At 61.0% G+C, this 16,776-nt stretch carries 19 protein-coding genes and 1 other RNA gene; 8 read left to right on the top strand and 12 right to left on the bottom strand.

Features of this window, described 5'->3' with window-relative positions:
- Positions 1-131: 131 nt before the first annotated feature.
- Both rnpB and rsmI read right to left on the bottom strand, forming a co-directional pair.
- Positions 132-491: RNase P RNA component class A (gene rnpB / locus ACI2JX_RS11030), an RNA gene on the bottom strand.
- Between the two features lie 151 nt (positions 492-642).
- The gene (gene rsmI, locus ACI2JX_RS11025) at positions 643-1,518 is read right to left on the bottom strand and encodes a 16S rRNA (cytidine(1402)-2'-O)-methyltransferase (RefSeq protein ID WP_368972605.1); all 876 of its coding nucleotides are present in this window, start codon (positions 1,516-1,518) and stop codon (positions 643-645) included.
- Positions 1,519-1,705: 187 nt separating this feature from the next.
- Between rsmI and ACI2JX_RS11020 the strand changes: the two genes are divergently transcribed.
- The 5 genes from ACI2JX_RS11020 to ACI2JX_RS11000 all read left to right on the top strand — a co-directional run bounded on the left by ACI2JX_RS11020 (position 1,706) and on the right by ACI2JX_RS11000 (position 5,481).
- Complete coding sequence (locus ACI2JX_RS11020) at positions 1,706-3,520, top strand: penicillin-binding protein activator (RefSeq protein ID WP_264236485.1); 1,815 nt, start codon at positions 1,706-1,708, stop codon at positions 3,518-3,520.
- Positions 3,520-3,891, top strand: coding sequence for a YraN family protein (locus tag ACI2JX_RS11015; protein ID WP_186553861.1), 372 nt, complete (start codon positions 3,520-3,522; stop codon positions 3,889-3,891). Before ACI2JX_RS11020 ends, ACI2JX_RS11015 begins: the two co-directional genes overlap by 1 nt.
- An 88-nt stretch (positions 3,892-3,979) precedes the next feature.
- Positions 3,980-4,573: a phosphoheptose isomerase gene (locus ACI2JX_RS11010; protein ID WP_186553860.1), complete on the top strand. Its 594-nt coding sequence runs from the start codon at positions 3,980-3,982 to the stop codon at positions 4,571-4,573.
- On the top strand, positions 4,570-5,148 hold the full coding sequence (locus ACI2JX_RS11005; RefSeq protein WP_264236483.1) for a BON domain-containing protein: 579 nt from the start codon (positions 4,570-4,572) through the stop codon (positions 5,146-5,148). Before ACI2JX_RS11010 ends, ACI2JX_RS11005 begins: the two co-directional genes overlap by 4 nt.
- Before the next feature lie 114 nt (positions 5,149-5,262).
- Positions 5,263-5,481, top strand: coding sequence for a YgdI/YgdR family lipoprotein (locus ACI2JX_RS11000; protein WP_186553858.1), 219 nt, complete (start codon positions 5,263-5,265; stop codon positions 5,479-5,481).
- 102 nt (positions 5,482-5,583) lie between these two features.
- Here the strand turns inward: ACI2JX_RS11000 and ACI2JX_RS10995 are convergent, their stop codons facing one another.
- The 7 genes from ACI2JX_RS10995 to rplM form a co-directional block, all read right to left on the bottom strand.
- Positions 5,584-6,018 (bottom strand): ClpXP protease specificity-enhancing factor, encoded by a 435-nt coding sequence (locus ACI2JX_RS10995; RefSeq protein WP_264236482.1) that lies wholly within the window; start codon positions 6,016-6,018, stop codon positions 5,584-5,586.
- 10 nt (positions 6,019-6,028) lie between these two features.
- On the bottom strand, positions 6,029-6,652 hold the full coding sequence (locus tag ACI2JX_RS10990) for a glutathione S-transferase N-terminal domain-containing protein (RefSeq protein ID WP_186553856.1): 624 nt from the start codon (positions 6,650-6,652) through the stop codon (positions 6,029-6,031).
- A 119-nt stretch (positions 6,653-6,771) separates the two neighbouring features.
- The gene (locus tag ACI2JX_RS10985; RefSeq protein WP_264236481.1) at positions 6,772-7,551 is read right to left on the bottom strand and encodes a cytochrome c1; all 780 of its coding nucleotides are present in this window, start codon (positions 7,549-7,551) and stop codon (positions 6,772-6,774) included.
- Positions 7,551-8,762: a cytochrome bc complex cytochrome b subunit gene (locus tag ACI2JX_RS10980; protein ID WP_186553993.1), complete on the bottom strand. Its 1,212-nt coding sequence runs from the start codon at positions 8,760-8,762 to the stop codon at positions 7,551-7,553. Before ACI2JX_RS10980 ends, ACI2JX_RS10985 begins: the two co-directional genes overlap by 1 nt.
- A complete protein-coding gene (gene petA / locus ACI2JX_RS10975; protein ID WP_368972602.1) occupies positions 8,762-9,355 on the bottom strand; it encodes a ubiquinol-cytochrome c reductase iron-sulfur subunit in 594 nt (197 codons plus the stop codon). Before petA ends, ACI2JX_RS10980 begins: the two co-directional genes overlap by 1 nt.
- A 263-nt stretch (positions 9,356-9,618) precedes the next feature.
- Entirely contained in the window at positions 9,619-10,011 is a 393-nt protein-coding gene (rpsI, locus tag ACI2JX_RS10970; RefSeq protein WP_186553853.1) for a 30S ribosomal protein S9, read from the bottom strand.
- Positions 10,012-10,025: 14 nt separating this feature from the next.
- Entirely contained in the window at positions 10,026-10,454 is a 429-nt protein-coding gene (gene rplM, locus ACI2JX_RS10965; protein WP_186553852.1) for a 50S ribosomal protein L13, read from the bottom strand.
- A 257-nt stretch (positions 10,455-10,711) separates the two neighbouring features.
- Between rplM and ACI2JX_RS10960 the strand changes: the two genes are divergently transcribed.
- Together ACI2JX_RS10960 and ACI2JX_RS10955 are read left to right on the top strand one after the other, a co-directional pair.
- Entirely contained in the window at positions 10,712-11,752 is a 1,041-nt protein-coding gene (locus ACI2JX_RS10960; protein ID WP_264236479.1) for an NADP(H)-dependent aldo-keto reductase, read from the top strand.
- A gap of 281 nt (positions 11,753-12,033) precedes the next feature.
- The gene (locus ACI2JX_RS10955) at positions 12,034-12,930 is read left to right on the top strand and encodes a GlxA family transcriptional regulator (RefSeq protein ID WP_186553992.1); all 897 of its coding nucleotides are present in this window, start codon (positions 12,034-12,036) and stop codon (positions 12,928-12,930) included.
- Positions 12,931-12,989: 59 nt separating this feature from the next.
- On the opposite strand, the gene zapE is transcribed toward ACI2JX_RS10955, so the two are convergent.
- The 3 genes from zapE to ACI2JX_RS10940 all read right to left on the bottom strand — a co-directional run bounded on the left by zapE (position 12,990) and on the right by ACI2JX_RS10940 (position 16,178).
- On the bottom strand, positions 12,990-14,084 hold the full coding sequence (zapE, locus tag ACI2JX_RS10950; protein ID WP_186553850.1) for a cell division protein ZapE: 1,095 nt from the start codon (positions 14,082-14,084) through the stop codon (positions 12,990-12,992).
- A gap of 83 nt (positions 14,085-14,167) precedes the next feature.
- Positions 14,168-15,517 (bottom strand): tryptophan--tRNA ligase, encoded by a 1,350-nt coding sequence (locus ACI2JX_RS10945; RefSeq protein ID WP_264236478.1) that lies wholly within the window; start codon positions 15,515-15,517, stop codon positions 14,168-14,170.
- A 25-nt stretch (positions 15,518-15,542) separates the two neighbouring features.
- Positions 15,543-16,178: an alpha/beta hydrolase gene (locus ACI2JX_RS10940; protein ID WP_404690076.1), complete on the bottom strand. Its 636-nt coding sequence runs from the start codon at positions 16,176-16,178 to the stop codon at positions 15,543-15,545.
- 139 nt (positions 16,179-16,317) lie between these two features.
- Here ACI2JX_RS10940 and ACI2JX_RS10935 point away from each other — a divergent pair, with 139 nt between their 5' ends.
- On the top strand, positions 16,318-16,755 hold the full coding sequence (locus ACI2JX_RS10935; protein WP_264236476.1) for a YhcB family protein: 438 nt from the start codon (positions 16,318-16,320) through the stop codon (positions 16,753-16,755).
- Positions 16,756-16,776: the final 21 nt, after the last annotated feature.

Below are 16,776 nucleotides of genomic sequence, written 5' to 3'. Positions count from 1 at the left end.
AGGTAAATCTGAGGAAAAAAATCGCGCACACTCAGTCGGATAGAGTGCGAAGTTAAAGTGATTTATTAAGAGTAAGATTTTTTCGGTATTACCAATGCGTTCCTGCTATCGATTCAAGCAGGGAGGGAGAGGTGGAGAGTCGACCTGTAAGCCGGGTTTTGTCGAGGACAGTCATTCCTCTACGACGGCCATCACTGGACGCCTCTAGCAACCTACCCGGTTCCGACGCGGGCCACGCCTAATGGAACCCTATTTGGTCTTGCTCCGAGTGGGGTTTACCTAGCCACGAACTGTTGCCAGACGTGCGGTGCGCTCTTACCGCACCTTTTCACCCTTACCGGCACCGAAGTGCTTAGGCGGTTATTTTCTGTGGCACTTTCCGTAGGCTCGCGCCTCCCAGGCGTTACCTGGCACTCTGCCCTATGGAGCCCGGACTTTCCTCCCCCCTCTTTTGCGGAACAAAAGAAGGCAGCGACTGTCCGATCGACTCTCCGCCGACAAGGTTAACGGCAGGCGCGCTCAAGAACAAGTGATATAGCAGCTATATCGCCAAGCCGAGCGCGCTTTACGGCTGATCGCCCAGCACGCCTGTTCGGGCGCCGGCAAATAATTCGAAACACTCAATTGAATATCAGTAAGCCATTATTGGGCTTTCTGCTTTTCCAGCGCGGCCTGATAAAGCAGGTTTTTCCGCACGCCGGTAATTTCTGCCGCCAAAGCAGCCGCACGCTTGAGCGGCAACTCAGCCAACAGCAGATCCAGTACCCGCTGTGCCTCGTTACTGATCGCCTGCTCATCTTCTGGCGCACTCCATCCGCCCACCAGCACCACGCACTCGCCACGCTGCTGGTTGCTGTCGCCAGCGACGAATGCGCGTAGCTCACCCAGGGGCAAACCCTTGAGGGTCTCGAAGGTTTTGGTCAGTTCACGCCCCAGCAACGCCGGACGATCAGCACCGAACACTGCCTCCATATCTTCGAGGCACTCAAGAATACGGTGCGGTGCTTCATAGAAAATCAGCGTGCGCGGCTCTTCCCTGACCTGCTCCAGGCGAGCGCGACGCCCGGCGGTCTTGGCCGGCAGGAAGCCTTCGAAAATGAATCGGTCAGACGGCAGCCCGGCCGCGGACAACGCCGCGATCAGCGCGCAAGCGCCCGGCACTGGCACCACCTTGACCCCGGCGGCACGCGCCTGGCGCACCAGGTGATAACCCGGATCGGAGATCAGCGGCGTGCCCGCATCGGAGACCAGCGCCACATCGTCACCCGCCAGCAGCCGGGTAATGAAGCGCCCACCTTCGTCACGCTCGTTGTGCTCATGACAGGCAGCCAGCGGGGTATCGATACCGAAATGCTGCATCAGGCGCACCGAGTGGCGAGTGTCCTCGGCAGCGATCAGGGCAACATCGGCCAATACCTTGAGCGCCCGCGCGCTCATATCGTCGAGGTTGCCGATAGGCGTGGCGACGACGTACAGCGTACCGGTGGTGGATTTCGAAGCCCCTGCTACATCTGTCACTGCGCACACCTGTCTTTCGGATCAAAGGCGCCATTGTAGCCCGAGCCTTGGCAATAGGGCGCAATGAACTTCACCGGCGCACGCCCTCAAGCGACCTATAGTGAAGGTTCAGCATCAGCAACATCGCGCCCCGGCCAGCGGTTGGGTACAATTGCCGGCCAACTTGATCGAGTAACAGGACCTTTACATGATCGCTTGCCTGCGGCTGCTTACAGCCCTCTGCCTCGCTGCCCTGCTGGCAGCTTGCGCCAGCTCGCCCTCATCCAGCCTGGGCGAACTCCCGCGCACCCCGGATGCCAGCATCGAGCAGCTGCTCGACAAGGCAGCCAACAGCAAGTCGCCGGAGGACGCCGCGCTGCTGCGCCTGAGCGCCGCCGACCTTGCCTACAAGCAGAAGGACTACCCACGCGCCGCACGCATTCTCGAGCAGGTGCCACTGGATCCACTCAAGCCTGCCCAGCAAGTGTTCGCCAGCACGCTCAGCGCTGAACTGGCCATGAGCCGTAACCAGCCCAAGGCCGCCCTGACCGCCCTCGCCCACCCGAGCCTGCAGCGCCTTGGCGAGCTGCCCGAAGAGCAACAGGTGCGCACCTATAGCGTGCACGCCGCGGCGCTGGAGGCCGATGGCCAGACCCTCGCCGCCGCCCAGCAGCGCGTAGCGCTGACGCCACTGCTCAGCGGTCAGGCCGCCAGCGCCAACAATGACGCGATCTGGGCACTGGTCGCCGCGTTGCCAGCCGAGCAACTGCAACCGAGCACCGATCAAACCCTGGCCGGCTGGACCAGCCTGGCCCTGGCAGTGAAAAGCGCAGGCACCCTGGAGCAACAACAGGCCGCCATCGATACCTGGCGCACTCAGAACCCAGAGCACCCAGCGGCCAAGCAACTGCCGACCGCGCTGGTCAAGCTCAAGGAACTGGCCAGCCAACCCCTGACCAAGATCGCCCTGCTGCTGCCCCAGGAAGGCCAACTGGCCGGTGTCGCCCGCGCCCTGCGAGATGGCTTCATGGCTGCCCACTTCCAGGCCCAGCAATCCGGTCAAGCGGTGCCAGCGGTGCAGGTGTTCGACAGCTCGCGCATCAGCTCGCTGGACGACTTCTACCGTCAGGCCCAGGCCGCTGGCGTGCAACTGGTCATCGGCCCGCTGGAGAAGCCGCTGGTGAAGAAGCTCGCCGCCTACCCGCAGCTGCCGATCACTACCCTGGCCCTGAACTACGCCGACGCTGGCCAGAAAGCCCCGCCACAACTGTTCCAGTTCGGCTTGGCTGCTGAAGACGAAGCCCGCGAAGTCTCGCGCCGCGCCCGTGCCGATGGCATGGTTCGCGCCGTCGCCCTGGTGCCTAGCGGCGAATGGGGCGACCGCGTACTGGCCGCCTTCCGCAAGGACTGGGAAGCCAATGGCGGCACCCTGCTGGCCGCCGAGCGCATCGCCCAGCCGATTGCCCTGGCCCAACAGATTGCCGAGCTGTTCCAGCTGCGCCAGAGCGAAGGCCGCGCCAAGAGCCTGCAGAGCACTGTCGGTGGCAACATCGCCGCCCAGCCGTCGCGCCGCCAGGACATCGACTTCATCTTCCTCGCCTCGACGCCGCAGCAGGCCCAGCAGATCAAGCCGACCCTGAACTTCCAGTACGCCGGGGACGTACCGGTCTATGCCACGTCCAACCTGTACAGCGCCAGCGGTGATGTCAACCAGTACAACGACATGACCGGCATCCGCTTCTGCGAAACGCCATGGCTGCTCGACAGCAGCAACAGCTTGCGCCAGCAAGTGGTCCAGCAGTGGCCGCAAGCTGCCGGCAGCCTGGGTCGCCTGTATGCCATGGGCGTCGATGCCTACAGCCTGGCGCCACGCCTGGGCCAACTCAAGGCTCTGCCGGACAACCGCGTCGAAGGCCTGTCGGGCAGCCTGAGCATGAATGCCAACCAGCGGGTTGAACGTCAACTGCCGTGGGCAGAGTTTGCTGGCGGCCAGGTCAAGCGCCTGCCGGACACCCCGCGCTAATGCCCGACGCATCGCCCAGCCGCGCCGGCCAAGCCGCTGAAGACCAAGCCCTCGAGTACCTTCGAGGGCAAGGTTTGCAGCTAGTCACGCGTAACTGGCGATGCAAGGGTGGTGAGCTTGATCTGGTCATGCTCGACACCGATACAGTAGTATTCGTCGAAGTCCGCTACCGGCTGCACGCGGACTTCGGCGGCGCCCTCGGTAGCATCGACGGGCGCAAGCAGAAGCGACTGGCGCTAGCCGCCAACCTGTTCCTGCAGAAGGAGTCCCGCTGGGCCAATCATCCCTGCCGCTTCGATGTAGTCGCTCTGCAAGGCAGTGGCCACGCAGGCCAACCGCTGCAATGGCTGCAAAACGCCTTCGAATGCTGAACCCATTCCGAATTTTTTGCTCTATGTTTCGCGGGCTGGTCCCTGTTGCGCGTAGCAAAGGCCACCGCCCCTCTTAAGGTCACACCAGATGGACATGCAATCCCGAATTCGCCGGCTGTTTCAGGCCAGCATCGACACCAAGCAACAGGCAATGGACATCCTGGCACCGCACATCGAACATGCCAGCATGGTCATGGTCAATGCACTGCTCAACGAGGGCAAGATGCTCGCCTGCGGCAACGGCGGCTCGGCCGGCGACGCCCAGCATTTCTCCTCCGAGCTGCTCAACCGCTTCGAGCGCGAACGCCCGAGCCTGCCGGCGATCGCCTTGACCACCGACAGCTCGACGATTACCTCGATCGCCAACGACTACAGCTACAACGAAGTCTTCTCCAAGCAGATCCGCGCCCTGGGCCAGCCCGGCGACGTACTGCTGGCGATTTCCACCAGCGGTAACTCGGCCAACGTGATACAAGCGATCCAGGCCGCACATGACCGCGAAATGATTGTCGTAGCAATGACCGGGCGCGACGGCGGTGGCATGGCCTCGCTGCTGCTGCCCGAAGATGTAGAGATCCGCGTGCCTTCGACGGTCACCGCGCGGATCCAGGAAGTCCACCTGCTGGCGATCCACTGCCTGTGCGATCTGATCGACAGCCAACTGTTCGGGAGTGAAGAATGATCCCCAAGCGTTTCGGCCTGATGGCCCTGACCCTGTGCCTGAGCATCTCCGGCTGCAGCTCGGTCCTGACCTCGACCCGCGACAACCCCATCGAGGATGATCGCGGCACCCGTACCATCGGCAGCAAGATCGACGACTCGCTGATCGAGACCAAGGTCTCGGTCAACGTCGCCAAGGCCAACCCTGACCTGGACAAGGGTTCGCACATTGTCGTGAGCAGCTACAACGGTGTTGTACTGCTGGCCGGCCAGACCCCACGCGCCGACCTCAAGAGCCTCGCCGAGCAGACCGCAGGCCAGGTGCAACGGGTCAAGAAGGTCCACAACGAGCTGCAGGTGATGCAGCCCTCGTCGATCCTGGCGCGCAACAACGATGCCTGGCTGACCACCAAGATCAAGGCCTCGATGCTCGGTGACGCCAACGTCCCTGGCTCGCGGATCAAGGTGATCACCGAAAACGGTATCGTCTACCTGCTGGGCCTGGTCACCCAAAACGAAGCCAATGCCGCCACCAACGTGGTGCAGGGCGTCTCTGGCGTGCAGAAGATCGTCAAGCTGTTCGAATACATCGACTGATCAGCCACTACCATCGCGGGGCAAGCCCGCTCCCACGCGCCCTTGCTCTGAGCACTCGCGTGCGAGCGGACTTACCCCGCGGTGCTTACACCTCGACAACTCAGGAAACACCGCATGAACAAGTACCTGCTGCCCGCCCTGCTGATCGGCGCCTGCGCCACCCTGGCCGGCTGCTCCACCCCGAGCCTGATCACCCTGAACGATGGCCGCGAAATCCAGGCCGTGGACCAACCGCACTACGACCGTAACTCAGGCTTCTACGAGTTCGAGCAACTGGACGGCAAGCGCACTCGCATCAACAAGGACCAGGTTCGCACCATCAGCGACCTGTGATAGCACGGCAGCCCGCTACCAGCGTGCAGGAGCGGGCCTGCTCCGCGACAGGTCAGACGCGGCAACACAAAAAAGGCGATCCATCACGGATCGCCTTTTTCGTTACTTGACCACCTTCAGACTCGGCCGGCCGCTCGGGCGCGGCGGCTGCCCGCCACCCTCTGGCGGACCATCGTCATCTGGCTCGACACCTTCTTCTTCGAACTCATCTTCATCATCGCTCAATGGCGGCTCCAGCTCGAAGACCATGCCCTGGCCATTCTCTCGGGCGTAGATCCCGAGGATCGCGCTGATCGGCACATACAACGAATGGGCAACCCCACCAAAGCGACCTTCAAAGCTCACCGCCTCGTTGTCCATGTGCAGGCTACGCACTGCACTGGGGGAAATATTCAAAACTATCTGGCCATCACTGGCGAAGCCCTGAGGCACCTGGACGGCCGGGTACTCGGCGTTGACCAGCATATGGGGCGTGCAATCGTTGTCGACGATCCACTCGTACAGTGCTCTAACCAGATAGGGGCGACTGGAGTTCATCAACGGCTCCTTAAAGCTTGCGCATTTCACGTTCAGCAGCAGACAGGCTCGCCTGGAAAGGCTCACGAGCAAACTGTCGCTCCATATAATCAAGCAGCGGCTTGGCTTGCCGCGGCAATTCGATACCCATTACCGGCAAGCGCCAGAGTATGGGCAATAGACAACAATCGACCAGGCTTTGCTCCTCACTCATGAAGCAGGCCATCTCGCCAAACAGCGGCGCAACGCCCGTCAGGCTCTCACGCAGCTCTTTGCGCGCCTGGGTGCGGGCAGCCTCGGCGCTACGCTTGTCGAGCAACACATCGGCCAGTGCGCACCAGTCACGCTGGATGCGATGCATGAGCAAGCGGCTGTTGCCGCGCCCGACCGGATAGACCGGCATCAGCGGCGGATGTGGATAACGCTCATCGAGGTATTCCATGACCACGGTCGATTCGTACAACGCCAAATCGCGGTCGACCAAGGTCGGTACGCTGGCATAGGGGTTCACTTCAACCAGCTTGGGTGGCAGACGACCAGGATCGACGTCGATGATCTGCACACTGATGCCCTTCTCGGCGAGCACAAGGCGCACCCGGTGAGAGTAGTGATCAGTGGGATCGGAATAGCAGGCTAACCTGTTGGTTACGCCCATGAAGCGCCTCCTCGCATGGGATGCTCGTGAAACTGAAATGCAAACGCGCCCTGGGAGGCTCTCCGCAGCTGCGGGGAGCGCCCCAGGGCGCGTTCAACTAACCAGAAATTACTGCGTGATCAGTGCACGTCCTTCCAGTATTCGCGCTTGAGCAAGTAGGCGAACACGAAGAAGAAAGCCAGGTACAGCAACACATAGGTACCAATGCGCTGGCTCTCCAGTTTGACCGGGTTGGCCGAATAGGCCAGGAAGGTCACTAGGTTCTTGACCTTCTCGTCGAACTGCTCGGGAGTCAGGGTACCGGATTTCGGCTCGATGGTCAGCTGGTCACACGCTTCATGGGTCAATGGGCTGCCTGTCAGCGGGTCGTACTGCTTCTTGCCATCGACCACACTCTGCACCTGTTTGCAGCCAATCACCTGGTTACCCTGCAAGCCGACCAGCACGTTAGGCATGCCGACGTTAGGGAAGACCTTGTTGTTGACCCCATAAGGCCGCGACTTGTCCTCGTAGAAGCTGCGCAGGTAAGAGTACAGCCAATCGTTGCCACGCACCCGGGCGACCAGGGTCAGGTCCGGTGGCGCTGCGCCGAACCAGGTCTTGGCGTCGTCCGGCTGCATGCCGATCTTCATGTGATCGCCGATCTTGGCCCCGGTGAACACCAGGTTCTCCAGCATCAGCTCATGTGGAATATCCAGATCATCCGCCACCCGCTCGTAACGCTGGAACTTGGCGCTGTGGCACCCCATGCAATAGTTGGCGAAAGTGCGCGCACCATCTTGCAGGGCGGCTTTGTCGGTCAGATCGACATCGACCTTGTCCAGCTCCAGGCCGTGTTCCGCGGCAAAGGACAAGGCAGGCATCACAGCCAGGAACAATACTGCAATAAGCTTTTTCATCAGCCAGTCACCCTTTCCGGAACCGGTTTGGTCTTCTCAAGCCTGGTGTAGAACGGCATCAGCAGGAAGTAGGCGAAATACAGCACGGTGCAGACCTGCGAAAGCAAGGTCCGACCCGGCGTAGGCGCCAGCACACCGAGGATGCCAAGGATGACGAAGGACACACAGAACACCAGTAGCCAGATCTTGCTCAACCAGCCCTTGTAGCGCATCGAGCGCACCGGACTGCGGTCGAGCCAGGGCAACACGAACAGCACAGCGATGGCGGCGCCCATGGCGATCACGCCGAACAGCTTGTCAGGCACCGCACGCAAGATCGCGTAGAACGGCGTGAAGTACCAGACCGGAGCGATGTGCTCGGGGGTCTTGAACGCGTTGGCCTGTTCGAAGTTCGGTTTTTCCAGGAAGTAACCGCCCATTTCCGGGAAGAAGAACACCACGGCGCAGAACACGAAGAGGAACACCACCACGCCGACAATATCCTTGACGGTGTAGTACGGGTGGAACGGAATGCCATCCAGCGGAATGCCGTTTTCGTCTTTTTTCTTCTTGATGTCGACGCCATCGGGGTTGTTCGAACCCACTTCATGCAGCGCCAGGATGTGCAGTACCACCAGGCCGAGGATCACGATCGGCAAGGCGATCACGTGCAAGGCGAAGAAGCGGTTCAGGGTGATACCGGAAATCAGATAGTCACCACGGATCCACTGGGTCAGGTCATCGCCGATCAGCGGAATCGCGCCGAACAGCGAGATGATCACCTGGGCGCCCCAGTAGGACATCTGCCCCCACGGCAGCAGGTAGCCCATGAAGGCCTCGGCCATCAGTGCCAGGTAGATCAGCATGCCGAACAGCCAGACCAGCTCACGTGGCTTCTGGTAGGAGCCGTAGAGCAGCCCACGGAACATGTGCAGGTAGACCACGATGAAGAACGCCGAGGCACCGGTGGAGTGCAGGTAGCGCAGGATCCAGCCGTACTCGACATCGCGCATGATGTACTCGACCGAGGCGAACGCCTCTTCCGCCGAGGGAGTGAAACTCATGGTCAGCCAGACACCGGTCACGATCTGATTGACCAGCACCAGCAGTGCCAGGGAGCCGAAGAAGTACAGGAAGTTGAAGTTCTTGGGCGCGTAATACTTGCTCAGGTGGTCTTCCCACATCTTGGTGGCGGGGAAGCGAGCATCAATCCAGTCCATGAACTTGCTCATCATGCGTTCTCCTGATCGACGCCGATGACGATGATGTCGTCCGTCTCGTATGAGTGCGGAGGCACTGGCAGGTTGAGAGGCGCAGGTTGCGATTTATAGACGCGACCCGCGAGGTCGTAGTGGGAGCCATGGCAAGGGCAGAAGTAGCCACCGACCCACTTCGGACCGAGGTCAGCCGGTGCGACTTCAGGGCGGAAGGTCGGCGAGCAGCCCAGGTGGGTACACAGGCCCACGAGGATGAGAATTTCTGGCTTGATCGAACGCGTTTGCGGGTCGACATAGGTCGGCTGCGCTGACGCCTTCGATTCAGGATCGGATAGCTCGCCGGCGATGTTCTGCAGATTCCCCAGAATCTCCTGCGTTCGCCGCACGATGAATACCGGCTGACCGCGCCACTCAGCAACCATCTGCTGGCCCGGCTCAACCTTGGCAATATTGACCTTCACCGGTGCACCTGCGGCTTTCGCCTTGGCACTGGGAAACCATGACCCCACGAACGGTACCGCAGCCCCCACAGCCCCCGCTGCACCCACCACGGACGTGGCGGCTACGAGGAAGCGGCGCCGGCCTGCGTTGACGCCGTCATTACTCATTCAGTCCTCTCCCATCAGCTGCTTTTGGCCTGTTGGATCAGGCCTGTATTTAGTTAAGTCTGTGGCACTAAATTTTGGTCGCCATGGTAAGAAACAAATCCACACACTGACAAGGTGATTACCCCCCGGCCGGGCTATAACCCTCTCTTTGCTTGATCTGCGTCTATGTGGCAAGTGGTCACGGACATGCTGACAGGTTAGTTCAAGACATAAAAAAAGCCCGGTTCCAAAGAACCGGGCTTTTTTCGACTGCCGAAGCGAAATTAACGCTTGGAGTACTGAGGACGCTTACGCGCTTTACGCAGACCCACTTTCTTACGCTCAACTTCACGAGCGTCGCGGGTGACGTAGCCAGCACGACGCAGAGCGCCACGCAGGGTTTCGTCGTAGGCCATCAGAGCGCGGGTGATACCGTGACGGATCGCACCGGCTTGACCGCTAACACCACCACCGGAAACGGTGACATAGATGTCGAACTTGGCCACGTTCTCGGTCAGCTCCAGCGGCTGGCGAACAACCATGCGAGCGGTTTCGCGACCGAAGAAGGTGTCCAGAGGACGGTTGTTGATGGAGATGTTACCGGTACCTGGACGCAGGAAAACGCGAGCGGTTGCGGTCTTGCGACGGCCAGTGCCGTAATTTTGAGTCGCCGACATAATGAACTATCCCGTTAGATCTTCAGTTCTTGAGGCTGCTGAGCAGTGTGTGGGTGAGCAGCACCCGCGTACACTTTCAGCTTGCGGTACATGTCGCGACCCAGCGGGTTCTTAGGCAGCATGCCTTTGACCGCGGTCTCGATGACACGCTCAGGGGCTTTGGCGATCAGCTTGTCGAAGCTGATTTCCTTGATGCCACCTGGGAAGCCGGAGTGGGAGTAGTACATCTTGTCAGTAGTTTTGGCACCAGTGACACGTACCTGCTCGGCGTTGATAACGACGATGTAGTCGCCGGTGTCAACGTGAGGGGTGTATTCAGCTTTGTGCTTGCCACGCAGACGACGAGCGATTTCGGTAGCCAGACGACCCAGGGTCTGACCAGCGGCGTCGACGACGAACCAGTCGCGCTTTACTGTTTCTGGTTTAGCAGTAAAAGTTTTCATTATCTCTAAAGCCTCAGAGGCCGCCCAGCGAAAAATAGACGGCGAATCTTACTGGATAGTGCACAGCTTGACAAGCAAGCGCGCAGCCGGATACGGACGCTATTGGGGGCTCGGGTCGGGCACGTCCAATATTCGGCGGGGTTACTCTCGTAAGGCGGTGCATCACTTCCGCAGAACGCAGAGGTGCAGAATTATCCAGATTGCGCAAAAAAATTCAACCTGATTTGATGGCTTATTTCCCGAGGAGACGCACCCGCATGGAACATCGCAAGCTCGGCCGTACCGACCTCAACGTCAGCGCCCTGTGCCTGGGCACCATGACCTGGGGCGAGCAGAACGATCAGGCCCAGGCCTTCGAGCAAATCGCCCGGGCCAAGAGCGGCGGAATCAACTTCATCGACACCGCCGAAATGTATCCGGTGCCGCCGCGCCCGGAGACCTACGCCGCCACCGAGCGAATCATCGGCAATTGGTTCGCAGCCAACGGCGATCGCGACCAGTGGATCCTCGCCAGCAAGGTCGCCGGCCCCGGCAACGGCATCAGCCATATCCGCGATGGCCAGCTCAAGCACAACCGCCAGCACATCGTCGCTGCCCTGGATGAGAGCCTCAAACGCCTGCAGACCGACCGCATCGACTTGTACCAGTTGCACTGGCCAGAGCGCAGCACCAACTTCTTCGGCAAATTGGGCTACCAGCATCTGCCGCAGGATCACTTCACGCCGCTGGAAGAAACGCTTGAGGTGCTCGATGAGCAGGTGCGCGCCGGCAAGATCCGCCACATTGGCCTGTCCAACGAAACGCCGTGGGGCACGATGAAGTTCCTGCACCTGGCCGAGAGCCGTGGCTGGCCACGGGCGGTGTCGATCCAGAACCCCTACAACCTGCTCAACCGCAGTTTCGAGGTGGGCCTGGCCGAGGTGGCGATTCGCGAACAATGCGGCCTGCTGGCTTACTCGCCACTGGCGTTCGGCATGCTCTCGGGTAAATACGAAAATGGCGCGCGGCCGGCGCAAGGCCGCCTGACCTTGTTCAGCCGCTTTTCCCGCTACTCCAATCCGCAGACCGTCGCAGCCTGCAGCCGGTATGTGCAGCTGGCCCGCGAGCATGGCCTGGATCCGGCGCAGATGGCCCTGGCGTTCGTCACTCGCCAGCCGTTCGTGACCAGCAACATCATTGGCGCGACCAGCCTGGAACAGTTGGACAGCAACCTGGCGAGCACCGACCTGGTACTCAGTGATGAGTTACTGGCGGCGATCGAGGCGATTCATCAGGAGCAGCCTAACCCGGCGCCTTGATCGTGAATTGCGTCGTTCTTTTCGCGGGCAAGCCCGCTCCCACAGGGTTATCCACTGACCCTGTGGGAGCGGGCTTGCCCGCGAAAAGAACGACGCAGTCCTGCGGGGTAGACACAATCGCCAAAAAATAAGACGATCCAGCCGGTGATTGACCACTCTACCCTATAAGAACAATGACAATGATGTTTACCCAACCCTCCACTTCACTGCGGCGCGTCAGCATTCTGGCTGTCGACAAAGTGTTCGCATCGACGCTGATGCAGGCCAAGGATTTCTTCCACCTGGCCAGCCTGCGCTACAGCAAACAGCTGGGCCTGGGCCTGCAACCGATGTTCGAGATCTGCCTGGTGAGCCCCGACGGCCAGCCGGTGGACAGTTTCAGCAACGTGCAGGTGCCGGTCGATGGCGGTCTGGGCGATGCCGATGTGATCATCCTCCCGGCATTCTGGGACGACTTCGACAATCTCCAGCAACGCTACCCACACGTCCTGCCCTGGCTACGCGAGCAGCATGCGCGTGGCGCGGTACTGTGCGGCGAGGCCAGCGGCGTGTTCTGGCTGGCCGAGGCCGGCCTGCTCGATGGCAAGGAGGCAACCACCTACTGGCGCTTCTTCGCAAGCTTCGCCGAACGCTTCCCCAAGGTGAAGCTGAATCAGGACAAGCACCTGACCGACGCTGATAACCTCTATTGCGCCGGCGGCACCACCTCGGCCTGCGATCTGTACATCTATCTGATCGAGCGCTTCTGCGGGGCCAATGTCGCCCGCGCCGTGGCCCGTGACATTCTTTATGAGGTGCAGCGCAGCTATACCCCTGGGCGGATGGGGTTTGGTGGGCAGAAGCTGCATCAGGACCTGATCATCCTGCAGATTCAGCACTGGCTCGAAGAACACTTCGCCGACAAGTTCCGCTTCGAGGACGTGGCCCGCAACCACGGCATGAGCATTCGCAACTTCATGCGCCGCTTCCAGACGGCGACTGGCGACAAGCCGTTGCACTACTTGCAGCGGCTGCGCATCGAGACGGCTAAAGGCCTGCTGTCGAGCACTCGCAAGAGCATCAAGACCATCAGCTATGAGGTGGGTTACGACGATGCCAGCTTCTTTGCCCGGCTGTTCCGCCAGCACACCGAATTGTCGCCGAACCAGTATCGGCAGCAGTTCATGCAGGAAGCGTGAAAACAGCGAGGCCGCTGTAAGAGCGAGCTTGCCCGGCTCCTACAGCGGCAGTGGCGCACTCAGGGCTTGTGCGCGCGCGACAGGAATTCGTGCGACTGCATCTCCAGCAAGCGGCTCAGGGTACGCTGGAACTCGAAGCTCAAGCGGCCTCCGGTGTACAGGTCCTTGAGCTCGACCTCGGCGGAGATGATCAGCTTGACGTTGCGGTCATAGAATTCATCGACCATGTTGATGAAGCGCCGGGCGATGTCATCGGTGGTTACCCCCATCTGCTCGACATTGCTTAACAACACGGCGTGGAAGATCTTGCCCAGCTCGATGTAGTCGTTCTGGCTGCGCGGCCCGTCGCACAGGGCGCGGAAGTCGAACCAGGCAACGTCATCGCAAGTACGCAGGGCGTGGATCTCGCGATTCTCGATCATCAGTACGTCGTTCTCGACGGCCTGGGTGCACTCCGGCGTCAGCGCCTTGAAGCTCTGGCGCAGGCTCTCGTGAGCCGCCGCGTCGAGTGGGTAGTGGAACAGTTCGGCCTGCTCCAGGTGACGCAGGCGATAGTCGACCCCGCTGTCGACGTTCACTACGTCGGTGTACTGCTTGATCATGGCAATCGCCGGCAGGAAGCGCGCACGCTGCAAACCGTCCTTGTACAGGCCGTCAGGGACGATGTTGGAGGTTGCCACCAAGGAGACGCCATTCTTGAACAGCTCTTCCATCAAGGTGCCGAGGATCATGGCATCGGTGATGTCGGAGACGAAGAATTCATCGAAGCAAATGACCTTGGCTTCCTGGGAGAAACGCTTGGCGATCACCGTCAGCGGGTTCTTTTCGCCCTTGAGCGTGCGCATCTCTTCGTGCACGCGCTTCATGAAGCGGTGGAAGTGGGTGCGCATCTTCTCTTTGAACGGCAGGGCCTCGAAGAAGGTGTCTACCAGGTAAGTCTTGCCCCGGCCTACCCCGCCCCAGAAGTACAGACCCTTGACCGGCGTCTGGTCTTTCTTGCCGAACAGCTTGCCGAACACGCCCGGCTTGTTGTTCTGCGCCGCGACCAGATCGTCGTACAGACGCTGCAAATGACGCACCGCTGTTTCCTGCGCCGCGTCATGGAAGAAATCGGGACGTTTCAGATCTGCTTGATATCGTTCTAAGGGCGTCATAATTCGTTAGCGAGGTAACAAAAGCGGGCCGTCACTGTAGCGACGGGCCCGCATAATGGCAATCAGAGTTGCGGCGAAATGCCTCAGTCGGCCTGTGGTTGCAGTGCTGCACGCAAGCTGACCAGCGCTGCGTCGCGGGCGGTGGCGTCGGCGAACTGCGGGCCGGCGGCGACTTGCTCGCCTTCGAGCCACAGCGAGAAGCTCAGGCCATCGACCCGTACATCGGCTTCACCCCCCTGCTGCAGTTGCTTACTGACAGCGCCCGCGCTCTTACCGTCGGCGAAGCTGCGCGACAGCAGCAGTTGCTCACCGTCAGCAGCCAGCAGGCGGAAGCGGAAGCTGCCGTCGTCATCGCGGAAGCTGACGAAGCGGGCGCTCTTGGCAGCCTTTTTCTTCACTTCGCCGGTGCTTTGCACGCTGGTGCGGAACGAACGCAGGCCGACCGCTTCACGCAGTTGCTCAAGGAATGGCGTAGCGATCTTGCGCGCCTTGGCGGCGCCGGCCAAGAGGATGTCCTCAAGGTCTGCGGGGCGCGCGATCAACTGATGGTAGTGCTCACGCGGCGCGGCCAGTTGGCCATCGAGCAGCTGGAACAGGCGCTGCTTGGCCTCACCCCAGCCCAAGCCCTGCAGCAGTTCTTCACGGAATTCGGCCGACTGCGCCTGGGTCGAGAAGGCCTGGAACAGGGTGAACAAGTGCGAGTTGTCTGGATCCTTGGCCTCGCCCGGCGCGCGCGAGTCGGTGACGATCCGCGAGATGGCGTCCTTCATGTCCTTGGCGCTGCTGAACAACGGAATGGTGTTGTCGTAGCTCTTGGACATCTTGCGACCGTCCAGGCCTGGCAGGGTAGCCACGCTTTCTTCGATCACCGCTTCCGGCAGGGCGAAGAACTCCTTGCCCTGGCCGAACAGGTGGTTGAAGCGCTGGCCGATATCGCGGGCCATTTCCACGTGCTGGATCTGGTCACGGCCCACTGGCACCTTGTGGGCGTTGAACATGAGGATGTCGGCGGCCATCAGCACCGGGTAGCTGAACAGGCCCATGGTCACGCCGGCGTCCGGGTCTTCGCCGTTTTCCAGGTTCTTGTCCACCGAGGCCTTGTAGGCATGGGCGCGGTTGAGCAGGCCTTTACCGGCGACGCAGGTCAGCAGCCAGGTCAGCTCGGGGATCTCAGGGATGTCGGACTGGCGGTAGAAGGTCACCTTGTCCGGATCCAGGCCGCCGGCCAGCCAGGTAGCGGCGATCTCCAGGCGCGAGCGCTGGATGCGCAGCGGGTCATCGCACTTGATCAGCGCGTGGTAGTCGGCCAGGAAGTAGAACGAGTCGGCACCGGGCTGTTGGCTGGCGAGAATCGCCGGGCGGATGGCCCCGGCGTAGTTGCCCAGGTGCGGGGTGCCGGTGGTGGTGATACCGGTAAGAATGCGCGTAGTCATGGGTAATCGCTTGATCAGGCTTGGCTCAGTTCGAAAGACGCGGCAGCACCAGATCCTTCAGATCGGTCAGCTTGCCATGGAAGAAGTGTCCGCATTCTGCCACTTTCAGCAGCTCATGGGGGCGCGACAGGGCGTCGGACCAATCGTAAACCAGCTGCGGATCGACCACCTCGTCGGTGTCTGGCTGGATCACGCTCAACGGGCAGCGCTGCGGCAATGGGAAGTCGGCGTTCAAACGCATCACCGCTGGCGCGACCATGAACAGGTGTTGCAAGGTCACACCCGTGGTCTCCAGGCGCCCGGCCAGGCTGGCAGCCACGAAGCCGCCGAAGGAGAAGCCCATCAACACCAGCGGCAAGTGCGGATGGGTAGCACGCACCCAGGCGGCGACCGCCTCGGCATCGTCGACTTCGCCTGCGCACATGTCGTGGCTGCCAGCGCTTTGCCCGACCCCACGATAGTTGAAGCGTAACGTGGTGTATCCAGCATCACGGGCAGTGCGTTGCAGGGTCGAGACCACCTTGTTGAGCATGGTGCCGCCCTGGACCGGGTTGGGATGGCAGATCAATACCACCCCGCGCGGCTCGGCGACTTCCAGGTGCAAGGCTTCAAGTTGGCCGCAGGGACCATCGATGAACAAAGGGGTTTCGCGGATAAGCAAAGCACTACTCCGTGACCTCAGGAGGGGTCGACTCGTCTAGCTGATGAATTCTGTTCTGAAATATTTGCGATCGCTCGCGGTATACAGCGCAGGTCTGAGCCGTTAACGTAAAGCAAAGCCGTTTATAGAGGAAGGACTCGTGGAACTCTCGCTCCTTGTTTGGTTGTTGCCGACCCTGGCCCTGGTCGTCGGCGTAGTCGTCGGCTTCGTCGTGGCCCGCCTGCTGCCCAACGCTGCACCCAGCAGCACGCAACGCCAGCTGGATGACATCCAGCAGCGTTTTGACAGCTATCAGAACGAAGTGGTGACGCACTTCAACAGCACTGCTGCCCTGGTCCAACGCCTGACCCAGAGCTACCAGGATGTGCAGGATCACCTGGCCGATGGCGCCAACCGCCTGGCCCTCGACGAACTGACCCGTCAGCGCCTGCTGGCCGCCCTGCACTCGGAAGCGGCGCAAGGTCCACGTGACCGCCTGACTCCGCCCAAGGACACGGCCGAAGTACCGCGTGACTACGCGCCCAAGGCACCTAACGCGCCGGGCATGCTCGACGAGAGCTACGGGCTCAAGCGTTGATCAGGATGTAACGAACAAGGC

The sequence above is a fragment of the Pseudomonas sp. NPDC088890 genome (genome assembly GCF_044900155.1).
Lineage (GTDB): Bacteria > Pseudomonadota > Gammaproteobacteria > Pseudomonadales > Pseudomonadaceae > Aquipseudomonas > Aquipseudomonas urmiensis.
This window is presented reverse-complemented; position numbering and strand designations above follow the sequence as displayed.